The sequence below is a fragment of the Ruegeria sp. CDSC068 genome (assembly GCF_059610545.1).
Window position 1 is genome coordinate 55,177 of the sequence record NZ_JBXWNV010000014.1, and the last position, 14,766, is coordinate 69,942.

Here is a 14,766-nt window from a genome sequence, read left to right on the forward strand (position 1 = left end):
GATTACAGCACCTCCGGAGCGAGCGAGATGATTTTCATGAAGTTCTTGCCACGCAGTTCACGAACAACCGGGCCAAAGATACGTGTACCTACGGGCTCGTTGTTGTTGTTCAGGATGACGGCGGCGTTGCGATCAAAACGGATCGCGGTGCCGTCTTCGCGACGGACTTCTTTGGCGGTGCGTACGACGACGGCCTTACGGACGTCACCTTTCTTTACGCGGCCGCGCGGGATGGCTTCCTTCACCGAGACGACAATGATGTCGCCGACGGAGGCGTATTTACGCTTGGAACCACCCAGGACCTTGATGCACTGAACTCGGCGTGCGCCGGAGTTGTCAGCGACATCCAGATTGGTCTGCATCTGGATCATGTGGTTTCTCCCGACCTGTGGGGGCTGGTCTGGTTAGATCCCCCAGGGTTTCGACAAATGGAAAAATCCTGAAAGCTTATGCTTCCAGAACTTCCCAACGTTTCGTCTTCGATTTCGGCGCGCATTCGATGATGCGAACAGAGTCACCGACCTTGAAGGCGTTCTTTTCATCGTGAGCCCGGTATTTCTTGGACTTACGGATGGTTTTCTTCAGAACCGGATGCGTAAAGCGGCGCTCGACGGACACGGTTACGGTTTGTGCGTTGGCATCGCTGGTTACGGTGCCGGACAGGATACGCTTGGGCATAGGATTACTCCTCCGATGCCGCAGCAGCGGCCTTTTCGTTCAGAATGGTTTTGACGCGGGCAGCGTTGCGGCGGGCCGCTTTGATGCCGGCGGTGCTTTCCAGCTGACCGGTTGCCTGTTGAAAGCGCAGGTTAAAGCTTTCTTTCTTCAGGTTGGCCAGTTCCTCGCGGAGCTGGTCCGGGGTCTTGTCACGCAGTTCTTGGGCGTTCATCGCCTTTTTCCTTTGCTCAAAACACCAGAAGGCCCCTTACAGGGTCACCTTTGACCTGGTGGATGAATGATAGACATACGAATCCCCCGACTCGGCCAGGGGAACGCAAGATGCCGCTCTATAGGGGGTTCAGCAGTGGGTGGCAAGGGAAAGTTTGGCGCATGAGAATGTAAGCAAACTAGCCAAGTAAAAACTATATTTGTTTGCAGGCTTCCAAAGCTTGAAGCAGGACATAAAACGTTGCGCTGATCGTCACCGCCGAAACAACCAATTCAACCGGGGTGATGTTTCGCATTCCGCGCAAACCTATGATCGCCAGAATGCTCTCTCTCACGTTCCAACCCGTTCGATAAAGTATCAGCAGAAACAGCACCAACACGCCCCCCCCAAAATACTGGAGTAGCAGTTTCCATGGCCTGCCTGAGACACGGGTTTATACCACTTGTTGTCAAAGCTAACACCGATCACTTCCTTCGCGGCGATCTTCATCAGTGCGTCGCAGTGCAGTCAATCGCAATTTTGGCACTACCTTCCACAAACGAAAAACGCGGCCTCGTTAGCACGAGACCGCGTCTTCAACTGTCTAAGTCTAAGTGACTTACGCCAGAGCGATGTTCACAGCCGACTCGCGACCGTCACGGCCGGGCTCGATGTCGAATGTTACTTTCTGGTCGTCGGCCAGGCCGGTCAGACCCGAGCGCTCAACAGCAGAGATGTGTACAAACACGTCTTTGCCACCGGTCTCCGGTGCGATGAAGCCAAAACCTTTAGTTGTGTTGAACCATTTTACGGTGCCATTGGCCATATCCGTAGTCTCCTATTAAATTGCTGTCCGCGGAATTGCGACAGCGCGGCGTTGTAGGTCTGGATCGAGAGACTGAACGCCGAAGATTCGGGAGACAGTGGTCGAAAAAGAAAAACGTAAGCGTGCCTCACATGGTTCATGACGACACATATTGCAAGGTTTTTCGACAACTCGAAGTGAAAAGTGATTGGCGGGGGCGCCGCCCATTCGTCCCGCAATCGCTACATTAGTACAATTGCTGTGTCGTGACCCGCGGCTCACTCCCACTTGTAGTTAAAGCTGACACTGATGCGCTCATCCTCAGCCATATTCATTGGCACCTCATGTCGCAGCCAGCTTTCCCACAGCAAGACATCTCCCACCTGCGGCTTCATATAGATGAACGGCTGCAAATCCCGCCGCCCGCCCTTTAGCCGCGTCGGTGCCGCCATCATACGGGCCGAGCGGGGGTCTTCCAGTTTCAGCGCGCTTGCCCCTTCGGGCATCGCCACATAGGTCGTGCCGGAAATCACGCTGTGCGGGTGCAGGTGGCTGGAGTGCATTCCGCCTTCGGGGAGAATGTTGATCCACAGGTCTTCGAGCTTCAATTCACCCTCGCCCAGATCGAACTCCAGATCCTTGGCAAAGGCTGCCACATGCTGATCCAACGCTTTGACCAGATCGGCAAAGATCGGGAACCGCCAGGGCAGATCGGTCAGCGAGGCATAGCTGGTGTAGCCGGGATAGCCGTTTTCTTCGCACCATTCCTGCCCGGCCTCATCATCCTCGGCGATGACAAGACAGGAATTTTCCATTTCCGCGGGATCGATCTTGGGAGCGAATTCGGAAAGGGCTGCGCGATAAAGACGGGTAACGAAGAGTGATTCAATCTGTGCCATGGGCCGGGCATAGCCCAAGCCCTGACCCAAGACCAGCCCCAGCCAGCCTTCAGTTTTTGACCGGTCCCGAACCGCAGCGCGGGATCGGGCGTCCGCCATCTGCGTAGGCCAGACACATGACGATCTCATCCGGTTTCGGCGCATCCGGAATATTCAAAGTCATGGTATCGAAATGGTCAAAGGACCACGGGTTGTCCTTGTGCCCAAGCGGCAGATCGATTGAACATCCCGGTGCCCCGAGCTTGGCATTGGACGGAATGACAGCTTCGCCCCCACCCGCTGTAGCACGCATAGGAGCGCCAAGTTTCGGGTGGATCAGTGCGCCGCCTTGTTCGAGATCGCCATTCGCGCCAACAATCGCTGCTTTACCATACGAAATCGGAGAACCGTCGAGTTGAGAAACAGCGTCGGCCGCGAGGTCAGCGCCGAGCGCACCACCTATTTCAAACAGCTCGGACAAGTCTTCCGAAAATTTACCGGCGAGTGGGTTCTGTATGACTGCCAAAGCTGCAACCCGGCAGACCGGAGCACATAGTTGCCCCAATTGATCGGTGGTTATGACCTCTTTGATGAATACCTTCTTGCGCAGCTGAAACATATGACCCTCCCATTCACAATTGTCAGCCTATGGGGGCCATGGACAATCGTCGACTTCTTTCACGAAACGATGGGATGGATCACAATAGGCTGACGAAAAAGAAAACCCCCGCCGGTGTCCCGACGGGGGTTAATCTTGTTACGAAGGGCTTTCGCCCAATCGCTTACCAGTCTTCGCGGATCACTACGCGGGTCTTGATCGGCAGCTTCATCGCGGCCAGGCGCAGGGCCTCACGTGCGATGTCGTCATTGACGCCGTCGATCTCGAACATCACGCGGCCAGGCTTGACTTTGCATGCCCAGCGGTCGACCGAACCTTTACCTTTACCCATACGAACTTCGATCGGCTTTGCAGTGACCGGGGTGTCGGGGAAGATGCGGATCCAGACACGGCCCTGACGCTTCATGTGACGCGTCATGGCACGACGTGCAGCTTCGATCTGGCGTGCAGTTACACGCTCAGGCTCAAGAGCTTTCAGACCATAGGTGCCAAAGTTCAGATCAGAGCCGCCTTTGGCTTCACCCTTGATCCGGCCTTTGTGCATCTTGCGGAATTTAGTACGCTTTGGTTGAAGCATATCTTTCCCTCCTTAGCGACGACCGCCACCAGCACCACGAGGTGCAGGGCCGTCCTGGAGTTCCTGTGCTTTACGGTCACGTGCCTGCGGATCGTGCTCCATGATCTCACCTTTGAAGATCCAGACCTTGATCCCGATGATCCCGTAGGGGGTCATCGCTTCGGCTTGTGCGTAATCGATGTCGGCGCGCAGCGTGTGCAGAGGCACACGGCCTTCGCGGTACCACTCGGTCCGTGCGATTTCGGCGCCGCCCAGACGGCCAGCGACGTTCACCCGGATACCCAGAGAGCCCATGCGCATGGCGTTCTGAACCGAGCGCTTCATTGCGCGACGGAACGAAACACGACGTTCCAGCTGCTGAGCGATGGACTCGGCAACCAGCTGCGCGTCAAGCTCGGGCTTGCGCACTTCGACGATGTTCAGGTGCAGTTCGCTGTCAGTCATGTGAGCAAGCTTTTTGCGCAGCACTTCAATGTCTGCACCTTTCTTGCCGATGATGACACCGGGACGTGCGGTGTGGATCGTAACGCGGCACTTCTTGTGCGGACGTTCGATGATCACACGTGCAATTCCGGCCTGCTTGCACTCTTTGTTGATGAACTCACGGATCTTGAGGTCTTCCAGCAGAAGATCACCGTAGTCCTTGGTGTCGGCGTACCAGCGGCTGTCCCAGGTGCGGTTCACCTGCAGGCGCATGCCGATCGGATTTACTTTATGACCCATTAGGCTTGCTCCTCAACTTGACGCACCTTGATGGTGATCTCCGAGAACGGCTTCATAATCTTGCCGAACCGACCACGGGCACGCGGGCGACCGCGCTTCATGACCAGGTTCTTGCCAACCCATGCTTCGGCGACGATCAGCTCGTCAACGTCCAGGTTGTGGTTGTTCTCGGCGTTGGCGATTGCGGACTGCAGGCACTTCTTGACGTCCTGCGCGACACGCTTGTTCGAGAAAGTCAGATCGGTCAGAGCCTTCTCAACTTTCTTGCCGCGGATCATTTGCGCAACCAGGTTCAGTTTCTGCGGGCTAGTGCGAAGCATGCGTGTTTTCGCCATTGCTTCGTTTTCAGCCACGCGGCGGGGGTTCTTTTCCTTGCCCATGACTTACTTCCGCTTCGCTTTTTTGTCAGCGGCGTGACCGTAATAGGTACGAGTTGGCGAATACTCACCGAACTTCTGACCGATCATGTCTTCCGAGACGTTGACGGGGATATGCTTATGGCCGTTGTACACACCAAAGGTCAGACCCACGAACTGGGGCAGAATGGTGGAACGACGCGACCAAATCTTGATGACTTCGTTGCGGCCCGACTCGCGCGCTGCTTCGGCTTTTTTGAGCACATAAGCATCGACGAAAGGACCCTTCCAAACAGAGCGAGACATAGATTAACGTCCCTTCTTCTTGGCGTGCCGCGAGCGGATGATCAGCTTCTGGGACGCTTTGTTCTTGTTGCGGGTACGCTTACCCTTGGTGTCCTTACCCCATGGAGTAACCGGTGTACGGCCACCCGAGGTACGACCTTCACCACCACCGTGCGGGTGATCGATCGGGTTCATTGCAACACCACGAACCGACGGGCGCACGCCTTTGTGGCGCATACGACCGGCTTTACCGAGGTTTTGGTTCGAGTTGTCGGGGTTGGACACGGCACCGACGGTGGCCATGCATTCCTGACGGACCATGCGCAGCTCGCCCGAGCTCAGACGGATCTGAGCGTAGCCGCCATCGCGACCAACGAACTGAGCGTAAGTACCAGCCGCACGTGCGATCTGACCGCCTTTACCAGGCTTCATCTCGATGTTGTGGACGATGGTACCGATGGGCATGCCCGAGAACGGCATTGCGTTGCCCGGCTTGATGTCAGCCTTGGCGGATGCCACGACTTTGTCACCAACAGCCAGACGCTGCGGAGCCAGGATATATGCCTGCTCGCCGTCTTCGTATTTTACCAGTGCGATGAATGCGGTCCGGTTCGGGTCATATTCGATCCGTTCGACGGTTGCCGCGACATCAAATTTATTCCGTTTGAAGTCAACGATCCGGTAGAGACGCTTTGCGCCACCGCCGCGGCGGCGTGAAGTGATCCGTCCGGTGTTGTTCCGGCCGCCCGATTTGGTCAAACCCTCAGTGAGAGACTTGACCGGACGTCCTTTCCAAAGCTCCGAACGGTCGATCAGCACCAGCCCGCGCTGGCCCGGCGTCGTCGGCTTGTACGACTTGAGTGCCATGCTTTCTGTCTTCCGTTTAGCAAGTGCGGGGATTTCCCCGCTATGTGATAGGCCCCCGTAGGTGCCAAAGGTATAGGGCCCCGAAGGTCCCCGGTTTCAAATATCATAGGCCCCGGAACGAATCCGAGGCCGCAAGATTGGGTGCGTTTAGCAGTGTTGGGGGTGGGTGTCTATAGAAATCAAGAACATTATGTATGTGTCTCACTCCCCCTTTATTCCCTGATCGAAAGAGCGCCTTTAGAACCTCTTGTTGGTTCGTATACCAATTAGCGTTTTTTAGTGAGGAATTCATGCCTCAGGAGTGTTTCGCTCGCTGAATCGTACGCACTTTGTGGCGTGTACACAGACCGGCGCGCGCTTACAAATACAAGAAACAACCTGACCCGCATTTCCAGCTCGGCACCCTCAAATCCAATAGCCTCGAAAACCCCCTTCACAAACTCATATCGCCTGCGGTCGACTTCTTTCAGGGCTTCGGCCACGACGGGGTCCTGAGCTGCCCAGGATCGGAAAGCGATATCAAATTGATCGAGTCGTTCTGACTCTACATATTGCGTTAACGACAACAGGCGCTCTGACGGTGAAGCCTCGGACGAATTGACATCGTTGATGACCGACTCCGTAAACTCCTTGGACCAGTAGTCGATCAGCGCCCGAACAAACTCATCACGGTTTTTGAAGTGGTGATAAAAACTGCCCTTCGTCACGCCAAGGTTTTTGACGAGAGAGTCGATTCGCAGCCGCGCACCTCCCTCAGTTGCAAGGACACTAAGGGCTGTTTCTAACCATCTTTCGCGGTCATATCGAGGAAGAGGCGGTGATTTTTGAGTGTCGCGCATGCCTTGTTTTTAAGCCAAAATTGCGTTCCGTCAAGACATACGTACCAAAAAGTACTTTACAGACTATTAGGTATGGAACATACCATAAGGTACCCAATATACATATTCGAATGGATAGGGTTTTCAGACCTAAAGGGGGATGTACGATGCCTAAGAAACTTTTATCAGCAACGCTCGCGACAGCTTGCGTCATTGCAACAACTGCAACTGCGCAAACCTGGGAAGAAAATCTTGCGGCCGGTGCTGCAACAACAGAGCAGAACCATCTCAACGTGCCGTTCACGCAAATGAAGAATATGAAGACGGCCTTCAGTTCGCCCGGAAACTGGCCAATATTTGAGAACCGAGGGCCACTAGATCGTTCGCCGACCGACAAGCCGTCCAAAGTTCTGGTCATGGGAAGCGGCGACCCGAATCCCAACCCCTATCGTTATGGCCCGGCTCTGGCGGTAATCGTAAACGACTATCCCTATTTCATTGACGCTGGTGAAGGCTGGTGGCGCGCGCTGGGTAAATCGGTTCAGTCTCAGGACGCAATGGATCTGGCAACGATCATGAACGTCCCGAACATCAAATACATGTTCCTGACCCACCTGCACGAAGATCATACCGTTGGATTGCCGTCTTTCATTTTGAATCCGTTCAAATTCGGGTCGAACCTGGCCGTCGTCGACAAGAAAGTTTACGGCCCCGCCGGTGTCGACGAGATGATGGCCAGCATCAACGACGCATGGCGCATTGACCGCAACGAAATGGCACAAGGATCGACAGTGCAAAAATTTGACGGCGCAACCGCAGTTGGGGTGCCGGTCTGGCCACATGTTGACGTCAACGGACGTAAGATTTTCGAAGATGACAATGTTCTGGTCGAAGCCTTCCCGACAGCGCACGGTTTTTTAGAGAATACCCACGCCTACAGGTTTACGACCAAACCCGACGGCCGTGTTCTCGTCTTTGGCGGCGACGGGCACTACTCGGAAGGCCTGGTGAATGCAGCCAAAGATGCTGACTTGCTATTTATCGAGGGCATTACCCGCAAGAATATCAAGTACGCACCTTGGGGCGGTGACTCCGAGGAAGAAAAAGTGAAGGTCATCGGCGCCTACCACATGTTCCCCAGCGACATGAAGAAGTTACAAGATGACAGCGGCGTCAAAGGAATCGTCATGGTTCATGTTCAGAACTACAACAGCCCTGAAGACTTTGACCGGCTCAGCGTTCTGCAAGAGATGATCGACGAAGGCGTGGTCAACATCCTGCAGGCTTCGGACGGCGACCTCTACTAAACACGATCAGCGTGCCAAAAACAGCTTGGTACCAATCCTCACAAAGTAAGGCCCCTGCTAGCGCTGGGGCCTTTGTCGCTCCCAAAACGAATTCGACCTGAGACCGCTGGACACGTCGATGTGTGCTCCCCTCTTCGAGGGGCACATATCTATTTGAAGTCTTTCCGCTTGCCCAACCGGCCTCGCACAATCACTTCTTGTCGCGCGCGGCCTTCTCTTCTTTGGTCAGCTTGGCGTTCCAGACATTCTTGCTCAAACCCAGCTCTGCAGGCGCGGGTTTGGTCTTGCCGACGCTGACTTTGCCTCCTTTATCCAGGAACTCCTGAATAAGGGCCTCATCTGTTGTTTCTTTGGGGACATGTTTCATACGTGTATGCCTATCTGCTCTGCGCAGTCGAAGCAACGGCAGCTTCTCAGGGCCAATCTGACAGAGCAGGTTCAGAACAGAGATTCAAATAATAAAAACTCCCGATTGCGTGGGGGGCTTTCGTCATTTCCCAAGGGCAGCTCCGATCAGAGGCCGGTGGGCACGTCGAAGGTGTTACCCTCTTCCAGGGACACATGCTATTTCTTGACGTCTTTCCCGTTGTGCTCCACCCAGCGGAACACCCCTCACCCATACAACGCGCGCGCCTCGGCGAAGGACAACAAACGGCGATTATTTTCGTCCCACAGATGCAACCGCGCGTTGGCGAGGCTCTCACGGATGGTCATCTTGTTGCTGTTGGCCAGCTCATCATGGTCGCGCAGCACTTCGGTCAGGCGATAGAACGGGATGCGGCTGTACAGGTGGTGCACGTGGTGAATGCCGATATTGGCGCTGAACCACTGCAGCACGGATGGCAGGATGTAATGCGAGCTGCCGTGCAAGGCAGCCTCATGCAGTTGCCAGTCCTTATCAGCGTCCCAATGCGTATCCTCGAACTGGTGTTGTACGTAAAACAGCCACACGCCCGCGGTCGCGGCAATCAGGGTTGAGGGCAGAAAGATCAGCAGCACCGGCATCAGGCCGCCAAAATAGTATACGGCCACGAGCGCAGCCAGAATGGCAAGGTTGGTGCTCATCGCGCTGACCCAAAACCTGACGCTGCCCGTCAAACCCAGCGGGAGGCGGTTCTGGAACAGAAACAGATAGCCGGGGCCAAGGACAAACAGTGTAATGGGGTTGCGATAAACCCGATACCAGAACCGGTTCATGGGCGTCTTTGACCGGTACTCGGTGACTGTCAAAGTGTGGATATCGCCCATTCCCCGTTTGTCCAAATTCCCCGAGCTGTTGTGATGGTTGGAATGCGTGCGGCGCCAAACGTCATAAGGCGTCAGGGTCAATACACCAATGACCCGCCCAACCCAGTCGCTGACCGACCGGTTCTTGAAGAACGCTCCGTGCCCACAATCATGCTGGATCGCAAACAAGCGCAGCAGGAAGGCCGCGTTGAGAACGGCAATCGCAAAAGCCAACCAATAGCTGACCGAAAGCGACATCCAGGACAGCGCCCATAGCAAGAAGAAAGGGATAATACTGACACCCAGCTCAAAGGAGCTGCGCCACTGGTTTGGCTCGCGGTATTTGGCAAGTGTCGTAACCCAATCCCGCGCGGCGGTCACATCCGGTTTGTCCGGGGTCGAGAGATAGGGTTTTGTCATGCGCCTGCCATGTCACTTATGTTTGTAGAAACCGCATAGACTACCGATCCGGCATAGCAAGCGAATTCTGGCTGAGGCGAATGTGTCGCGCTCATTTTCTCTGGTGTTGTTGCTCAAGAAAACCTCCGCTTTCGCGGCGACCCTCACGCTTATCCGTAGGCGGATCCGATCAGAGATAGGTGCTCACATCGATAGTGTAACCCTCTGCCTAGATCAAAAAGTGCTTTTTTCCCTTTTCCGGCGACCCAACTGGCCATGGAACCGCCTGACCTTAATCCTCGCTCTGAAACACGTATCGCGAAACATGGCGATAGGTTTGACCCTTGCGCAATACCGCACTTGGAAACCCTTGCTGGTTGATTGAATCCGGCCAGACCTGTGGTTCCAAAGCGACGCCCGAATAAGGGCCGTAGGGTTGGCCACCCAAGCCAATGCGTGGACCTTCATCAAAAGACGCACCAGAATAGACCTGCAAACCCGGCTCGGTCGTCTCTAGATGCATCGAAAGACCTGAGGACGATCCGGTCAGCGTCGCCACAGGACGACAAGGCAGACGCTGATCGGACATGCAGAAATTGTGATCATATGCCCAGCCCCCCAATGGTCGCGGTGACCGCAGATCAAAGGGCGTGCCCTCAACGCTAAGCGCTTCGCCTGTGGGAATGAGGTCCCCGTCAACAGGGGTGTAGTGTTCTGCGCGCACCATTAGTTCGTGCTGGCGGATGTCTGCGCCGCCGTCGAGGTTGAAGTAGATATGCGGGGTCAGATTGCAGAGGCTTGCCGACGTTGTCCGCGCTTCCATTTCGATACTCAATGTAGCCTCCACCTCGACTCGGAAGGTCACCGTCACTTCCAAGTCGCCGCCAAAGCCCATATGGCCATCAGGCAGGGTCAGCTGCAAAGTGACCGCGCCCGGTGTAACGCTGGAAATTTCCCAGACCAAACAATCCATACCTTGCGTTCCGCCGTGCAACGTATGAGTGCCCAAATAATTGCGATCCAGCTGGTAGTTTGCACCATCCAAACTGTATGACGCGCGCGCGATCCGATTGGCACAACGGCCCACCATGGCTCCTAGGTAAGCAGTGCTGTCTTCATAGCCTGCAATCTCTGGCCACCCCAATATCAGAGGATGCTCAAAACCCTGCAAACGCAGATCCTGCAGCGTTGCGCCATAGGTCAGGATACGCGCAGAAAGCGTCCCCTGCCCGATATCGATGCTTTTGACGATCTGACCATCCCGGGTTTTCCCGAAATCGCGAACCTGCTGTTCAGCCTGCATATCACCCGTCTCACTGCCTAGAGGTCACTGTGCATAGGTCCGGGCCAAGTTCAACGCGACCAAACGAGCTGCGCCAACAAAAAAGGCCCCTGCTTCAGCAGGGGCCCTTTGTTTTTTTCCAAAGACGAGTCCGATCAGAGACCGGTGCTTACGTCGATGGTGTTACCCTCTTCCAGGGTCACATATGCTTTTTTGACGTCTTTCCGCTTGCCTAATTGGCCGCGGAACCGCTTGACTTTGCCTTTGGTGATGGTGGTGTTGACCGCCTTCACCTTGACACCAAACAGCGATTCAACCGCTTCTTTGATCTGCGGTTTGTTGCTGTCGATCGCCACTTCAAAGACAATCGCGCCGTTCTCAGACGCCATGGTCGACTTTTCAGTGATGATCGGCTTGCGGATCACGTCGTAGTGTTCTGCCTTCGCGCTCATTTCAGACGAGCCTCCAGTGCTTCGACAGCCGCTTTGGTGAGCACCAGAGTGTCACGCTTGAGGATGTCATAAACGTTTGCACCCATCGACGGCAGGATGTCCAGACCTTCGATGTTGCGCGACGCCTTCAGGAAACCTTCGTTCACGGTCGCCCCGTCGATGACAAGAGCGCGTTTCCAGCCCAGGTTTGCAACCTGTTTGGCCAGTGCAGCGGTCTTGCCTTCGGCTTCGGCGTTTTCGATCACAACCAGTTCACCAGCTGCCATTTTGGCAGACAGCGCGTGGCGCAGACCGAGTTTACGGAACTTCTTCGGCAGGTCATGACCATGCGAACGCACGACCGGACCTTTGTAAACGCCACCACCCCGGAAGATCGGTGCCGAGCGAGCGCCGTGGCGTGCGCCACCGGTGCCTTTTTGGCGATAGATCTTCTTGGTCGAGTAGGACACTTCCGAACGGGTCTTGACCTTGTGGGTGCCAGCCTGCGCGTTGTTGCGCTGCCAACGGACCACACGGTGCAGGATGTCCGCGCGCGGCTCGAGGCCGAACAGGTCGGCGTCCAGCTCGATGTTGCCGGCTTTACCGCCGTCCAGTTTGATTACATCAAGTTTCATGCTTCACCACCTTCCGCGGGAGCTTCTTCCGCAGGTGCTTCAGTTGCAGCACCTTTTACGGCTGCCGGGAAAGGCAGGCCTTCCGGTGCTTTCTTCTTGACGGCGTCCTTGACGGTAACCCAGCCCGATTTCGGTCCGGGAACGGCGCCTTTGATGAAGACCAGACCACGGTCGGCGTCAGTTTTGACGACTTCCAGATTCTGGGTGGTTACACGGGCAGCACCCATGTGACCGGCCATCTTCTTGCCTTTGAAAACCTTGCCCGGATCCTGACATTGGCCAGTCGAACCGTGCGAACGGTGGCTGATCGAAACACCGTGCGAGGCGCGAAGACCACCGAAGTTGTGGCGCTTCATTGCACCGGCAAAGCCTTTACCTATCGAAGTACCCGAAACGTCAACCTTCTGACCTTCCAGGAAGTGTTCTGCCGAAATCTCGGCGCCCACTTCGATCAGGCCATCTTCGGAGACGCGGAACTCGGCTAGCTTACGCTTAGGCTCGACCTTTGCAGCGGCATAGTGACCGCGCATGGCCTTCGAGGTGCGTTTTGCCTTGGCAGCACCAGCGCCCAGCTGAACGGCGGTGTAGCCGTCTTTGTCAGCGGTACGCTGTGCAACGACCTGCAGGCCGTCCAGGTGAAGAACGGTCACAGGGATCTGCTTGCCGTCTTCCATGAACAGGCGGGTCATGCCTACTTTTTTTGCGATAATACCAGAGCGCATAATCTATACCCTCCGATCTTACGACTGCAGCTTGATCTCGACGTCCACACCAGCGGCGAGGTCGAGCTTCATCAGCGCGTCAACGGTCTGGGGGGTCGGATCAACGATGTCGAGCAGACGCTTGTGCGTGCGGATCTCGAACTGGTCGCGGGATTTCTTGTCAACGTGAGGGCCACGGAGAACCGTGAACTTCTCGATCTTGTTCGGCAGCGGGATCGGGCCGCGCACGTTCGCGCCGGTCCGCTTGGCAGTGTTGACGATCTCTTGCGTGCTGGCATCCAGAACGCGATAGTCAAATGCCTTCAGCCGAATACGGATGTTTTGGCTTTGCATAATAACAGCCTTTTATCAGGCGTTGAGGTTGAGAGGAGGACAAGCGCGCATCGCCAACCCTCTTCGAACCCAAAAGGCGGGAATCACCCCGCCTTGATGTTCTTGTAGAGAACTCGCGCGGAATACAGGGGTGTGGTGGGGTTGGCAAGGGGTTTTTCAGGCTTACTAATTCTGGATTTGACTGCCGCCAAACATCTCGAACCCACCACGCCGCATCAACCAAGTATTATCGCGGCGAAACCGGAACTACCCGTGCCCATGGGCGTACGTATCTAGAAGGAAAGAACGACTTCCTCCTAAGGCTTTACGCCCTTCGCTGCAATGCGCGACAACTTCAAATCCCGAAAGTCAAACAAAGGGCTGTTAAAAGGTGCAAAAATCGCGTCGCAATCGGTTGCCTGCGGCGACGGCGGTCTGATGAAATCGTGCAGTTCAAACCCCTGACCTGCCATAACCGAGACAAAATCGCTAAACTTGTAGCCGCCTTGATAACGACGGCGTGTTGAAACCTCGGCCAAGACGAATGCGCAGTTTTTCAGCATTTCCGACGCACCCCGAATTACTTCGATTTCGAAACCTTCGGTATCAATCTTAAGGCCGAAAGGTCCTTTGTAGGTCGAAGCGATCTCGTCAAGTGTTTTCACGGGCACCTGTCTTTCTTCGATTTTCGATATGTGCGCCGTAGCAGAATCATCGAACTCAAGCATAGTCGCGCGCGTTCCCAATGATCGGGCACCGACCGTTGGGATACGTAGCGTTGTCTGCCCGTTTTCCGCCCCAACACCGCAGGCGTGAAAATCAAAATTGATTATGTCCGCCCATTTTCTTCGTAGCTTTGTTTCATAGTCTGCAATCGGCTCGATCAAAACAAATTTTGAATCCGGAAACGCCGCATACAAATGCGCTGTGCCGCCGGCAACACCAACATCAAATACCGTCTGGACCTGGAAACCGAGACTGCTAATATAATCGCCCGTTTCCTTGTTTGGCAAAACCTGGTATCCGCGTCGTTTCAAACGTCTGGACAGCCTTTGTACGGTTTCGTCCATTTCAAAGTACTCCTTGTGGGCCAACGCCTGTTTTGTTGGCGGCGGTTTTCTAAAAAGCACTTCTTCGGAAATACTACAACTCGGAATGAACGACTGGTTCTGGGTCGGTGTCTGAGCCGCAGGGGAATTAACCAGACCGTCTTATCGGACGGTTGTTTCAAACTCTGCGCGGTTCAGCAACAGAAGGGAAAATTCGGACAGTTTGCGTTGCGGACAAACGTGGTTCAGAAACCGCAAAATGAAAAAAAGGCCGCCCCGGACGGAGCGGCCTTCTTTGGTTTCTCACCGTGTTGCTCTCGGCAGATTTCCCTGAGGAAAATAGCCTGCCGCAACCAGGCGCGACAAGCGCGCCTTACTCGACGATTTTCGACACGACGCCGGCGCCGACGGTGCGGCCGCCTTCGCGGATGGCGAAACGCAGGCCGTTTTCCATCGCGATCGGTGCGATCAGTTCAACCTCGAACGACACGTTGTCGCCGGGCATAACCATCTCGGTGCCAGCTGCCAGGGTCACGGTGCCGGTCACGTCAGTTGTACGGAAGTAGAACTGAGGACGGTAGTTCGCGAAGAACGGAGTGTGACGAC

22 protein-coding genes are annotated in these 14,766 nt (G+C 55.3%); 1 reads left to right on the forward strand and 21 read right to left on the reverse strand.

Features of this window, described 5'->3' with window-relative positions; genetic code table 11:
* Positions 1-2 precede the first annotated feature (2 nt).
* From rplN to AC2FID_RS21180, 12 genes are all read right to left on the reverse strand, one after another.
* Complete coding sequence (gene rplN, locus AC2FID_RS21125) at positions 3-371, reverse strand: 50S ribosomal protein L14 (RefSeq protein WP_008757934.1); 369 nt, start codon at positions 369-371, stop codon at positions 3-5.
* A gap of 76 nt (positions 372-447) precedes the next feature.
* The gene (rpsQ, locus tag AC2FID_RS21130) at positions 448-678 is read right to left on the reverse strand and encodes a 30S ribosomal protein S17 (protein ID WP_058272371.1); all 231 of its coding nucleotides are present in this window, start codon (positions 676-678) and stop codon (positions 448-450) included.
* Positions 679-682: 4 nt separating this feature from the next.
* Positions 683-889, reverse strand: a complete 207-nt coding sequence (rpmC, locus tag AC2FID_RS21135; RefSeq protein ID WP_037311745.1) for a 50S ribosomal protein L29 — start codon at positions 887-889, stop codon at positions 683-685.
* Positions 890-1,487: 598 nt separating this feature from the next.
* Positions 1,488-1,694 (reverse strand): cold-shock protein, encoded by a 207-nt coding sequence (locus tag AC2FID_RS21140; protein WP_010437077.1) that lies wholly within the window; start codon positions 1,692-1,694, stop codon positions 1,488-1,490.
* A gap of 257 nt (positions 1,695-1,951) precedes the next feature.
* On the reverse strand, positions 1,952-2,572 hold the full coding sequence (locus AC2FID_RS21145; RefSeq protein WP_496760923.1) for a 2OG-Fe(II) oxygenase family protein: 621 nt from the start codon (positions 2,570-2,572) through the stop codon (positions 1,952-1,954).
* Positions 2,573-2,621: 49 nt separating this feature from the next.
* Entirely contained in the window at positions 2,622-3,170 is a 549-nt protein-coding gene (locus AC2FID_RS21150; protein WP_496698124.1) for an amino acid synthesis family protein, read from the reverse strand.
* A 163-nt stretch (positions 3,171-3,333) separates the two neighbouring features.
* A complete protein-coding gene (rplP, locus tag AC2FID_RS21155) occupies positions 3,334-3,747 on the reverse strand; it encodes a 50S ribosomal protein L16 (RefSeq protein WP_058272368.1) in 414 nt (137 codons plus the stop codon).
* Between the two features lie 12 nt (positions 3,748-3,759).
* Positions 3,760-4,470 (reverse strand): 30S ribosomal protein S3, encoded by a 711-nt coding sequence (rpsC, locus tag AC2FID_RS21160; RefSeq protein ID WP_058272367.1) that lies wholly within the window; start codon positions 4,468-4,470, stop codon positions 3,760-3,762.
* A complete protein-coding gene (gene rplV / locus AC2FID_RS21165) occupies positions 4,470-4,850 on the reverse strand; it encodes a 50S ribosomal protein L22 (protein ID WP_039538267.1) in 381 nt (126 codons plus the stop codon). The genes rpsC and rplV overlap by 1 nt, the downstream gene beginning before the upstream one ends.
* Positions 4,851-4,853: 3 nt before the next feature.
* Entirely contained in the window at positions 4,854-5,132 is a 279-nt protein-coding gene (rpsS, locus tag AC2FID_RS21170; RefSeq protein ID WP_010437056.1) for a 30S ribosomal protein S19, read from the reverse strand.
* Between the two features lie 3 nt (positions 5,133-5,135).
* Entirely contained in the window at positions 5,136-5,978 is an 843-nt protein-coding gene (gene rplB, locus AC2FID_RS21175; protein WP_008757664.1) for a 50S ribosomal protein L2, read from the reverse strand.
* Positions 5,979-6,244: 266 nt separating this feature from the next.
* Entirely contained in the window at positions 6,245-6,817 is a 573-nt protein-coding gene (locus AC2FID_RS21180) for a TetR/AcrR family transcriptional regulator (protein ID WP_496838574.1), read from the reverse strand.
* A gap of 146 nt (positions 6,818-6,963) precedes the next feature.
* On the opposite strand from AC2FID_RS21180, the gene AC2FID_RS21185 reads away from it, so the two are divergent.
* Positions 6,964-8,103 (forward strand): MBL fold metallo-hydrolase, encoded by a 1,140-nt coding sequence (locus AC2FID_RS21185; protein ID WP_496698119.1) that lies wholly within the window; start codon positions 6,964-6,966, stop codon positions 8,101-8,103.
* Positions 8,104-8,293: 190 nt separating this feature from the next.
* Here the strand turns inward: AC2FID_RS21185 and AC2FID_RS21190 are convergent, their stop codons facing one another.
* The 9 genes from AC2FID_RS21190 to AC2FID_RS21230 all read right to left on the reverse strand — a co-directional run.
* Positions 8,294-8,470 (reverse strand): hypothetical protein, encoded by a 177-nt coding sequence (locus tag AC2FID_RS21190; protein WP_050605905.1) that lies wholly within the window; start codon positions 8,468-8,470, stop codon positions 8,294-8,296.
* A 245-nt stretch (positions 8,471-8,715) separates the two neighbouring features.
* Positions 8,716-9,750, reverse strand: coding sequence for a fatty acid desaturase (locus AC2FID_RS21195; RefSeq protein ID WP_109312777.1), 1,035 nt, complete (start codon positions 9,748-9,750; stop codon positions 8,716-8,718).
* 271 nt (positions 9,751-10,021) lie between these two features.
* Complete coding sequence (locus tag AC2FID_RS21200) at positions 10,022-11,032, reverse strand: aldose epimerase family protein (protein ID WP_496838577.1); 1,011 nt, start codon at positions 11,030-11,032, stop codon at positions 10,022-10,024.
* A 134-nt stretch (positions 11,033-11,166) separates the two neighbouring features.
* Entirely contained in the window at positions 11,167-11,463 is a 297-nt protein-coding gene (locus AC2FID_RS21205; protein WP_058272362.1) for a 50S ribosomal protein L23, read from the reverse strand.
* The gene (rplD, locus tag AC2FID_RS21210) at positions 11,460-12,077 is read right to left on the reverse strand and encodes a 50S ribosomal protein L4 (protein ID WP_050605826.1); all 618 of its coding nucleotides are present in this window, start codon (positions 12,075-12,077) and stop codon (positions 11,460-11,462) included. Before rplD ends, AC2FID_RS21205 begins: the two co-directional genes overlap by 4 nt.
* A complete protein-coding gene (gene rplC, locus AC2FID_RS21215) occupies positions 12,074-12,799 on the reverse strand; it encodes a 50S ribosomal protein L3 (protein ID WP_058272361.1) in 726 nt (241 codons plus the stop codon). The genes rplD and rplC overlap by 4 nt, the downstream gene beginning before the upstream one ends.
* An 18-nt stretch (positions 12,800-12,817) precedes the next feature.
* Positions 12,818-13,132, reverse strand: coding sequence for a 30S ribosomal protein S10 (gene rpsJ / locus AC2FID_RS21220; RefSeq protein ID WP_008756422.1), 315 nt, complete (start codon positions 13,130-13,132; stop codon positions 12,818-12,820).
* A 296-nt stretch (positions 13,133-13,428) separates the two neighbouring features.
* A complete protein-coding gene (locus AC2FID_RS21225; protein ID WP_496838580.1) occupies positions 13,429-14,241 on the reverse strand; it encodes an FkbM family methyltransferase in 813 nt (270 codons plus the stop codon).
* 292 nt (positions 14,242-14,533) lie between these two features.
* Positions 14,534-14,766, reverse strand: a 233-nt coding sequence (locus AC2FID_RS21230) for an EF-Tu C-terminal domain-related protein (protein ID WP_496838582.1), incomplete at its 5' end; no start/stop codon positions are given.

Excerpts from the sequence above, each read along its gene's own strand:
- rplN (WP_008757934.1), bottom strand. The coding sequence starts at position 371 with ATGATCCAGATGCAGACCAATCTGGATGTCGCTGACAACTCCGGCGCA.
- rpsQ (WP_058272371.1), bottom strand. The coding sequence starts at position 678 with ATGCCCAAGCGTATCCTGTCCGGCACCGTAACCAGCGATGCCAACGCA.
- rpmC (WP_037311745.1), bottom strand. The coding sequence starts at position 889 with ATGAACGCCCAAGAACTGCGTGACAAGACCCCGGACCAGCTCCGCGAG.
- AC2FID_RS21140 (WP_010437077.1), bottom strand. The coding sequence starts at position 1,694 with ATGGCCAATGGCACCGTAAAATGGTTCAACACAACTAAAGGTTTTGGC.
- AC2FID_RS21145 (WP_496760923.1), bottom strand. The coding sequence starts at position 2,572 with ATGGCACAGATTGAATCACTCTTCGTTACCCGTCTTTATCGCGCAGCC.
- AC2FID_RS21150 (WP_496698124.1), bottom strand. The coding sequence starts at position 3,170 with ATGTTTCAGCTGCGCAAGAAGGTATTCATCAAAGAGGTCATAACCACC.
- rplP (WP_058272368.1), bottom strand. The coding sequence starts at position 3,747 with ATGCTTCAACCAAAGCGTACTAAATTCCGCAAGATGCACAAAGGCCGG.
- rpsC (WP_058272367.1), bottom strand. The coding sequence starts at position 4,470 with ATGGGTCATAAAGTAAATCCGATCGGCATGCGCCTGCAGGTGAACCGC.
- rplV (WP_039538267.1), bottom strand. The coding sequence starts at position 4,850 with ATGGGCAAGGAAAAGAACCCCCGCCGCGTGGCTGAAAACGAAGCAATG.
- rpsS (WP_010437056.1), bottom strand. The coding sequence starts at position 5,132 with ATGTCTCGCTCTGTTTGGAAGGGTCCTTTCGTCGATGCTTATGTGCTC.
- rplB (WP_008757664.1), bottom strand. The coding sequence starts at position 5,978 with ATGGCACTCAAGTCGTACAAGCCGACGACGCCGGGCCAGCGCGGGCTG.
- AC2FID_RS21180 (WP_496838574.1), bottom strand. The coding sequence starts at position 6,817 with ATGCGCGACACTCAAAAATCACCGCCTCTTCCTCGATATGACCGCGAA.
- AC2FID_RS21185 (WP_496698119.1), top strand. The coding sequence starts at position 6,964 with ATGCCTAAGAAACTTTTATCAGCAACGCTCGCGACAGCTTGCGTCATT.
- AC2FID_RS21190 (WP_050605905.1), bottom strand. The coding sequence starts at position 8,470 with ATGAAACATGTCCCCAAAGAAACAACAGATGAGGCCCTTATTCAGGAG.
- AC2FID_RS21195 (WP_109312777.1), bottom strand. The coding sequence starts at position 9,750 with ATGACAAAACCCTATCTCTCGACCCCGGACAAACCGGATGTGACCGCC.
- AC2FID_RS21200 (WP_496838577.1), bottom strand. The coding sequence starts at position 11,032 with ATGCAGGCTGAACAGCAGGTTCGCGATTTCGGGAAAACCCGGGATGGT.
- AC2FID_RS21205 (WP_058272362.1), bottom strand. The coding sequence starts at position 11,463 with ATGAGCGCGAAGGCAGAACACTACGACGTGATCCGCAAGCCGATCATC.
- rplD (WP_050605826.1), bottom strand. The coding sequence starts at position 12,077 with ATGAAACTTGATGTAATCAAACTGGACGGCGGTAAAGCCGGCAACATC.
- rplC (WP_058272361.1), bottom strand. The coding sequence starts at position 12,799 with ATGCGCTCTGGTATTATCGCAAAAAAAGTAGGCATGACCCGCCTGTTC.
- rpsJ (WP_008756422.1), bottom strand. The coding sequence starts at position 13,132 with ATGCAAAGCCAAAACATCCGTATTCGGCTGAAGGCATTTGACTATCGC.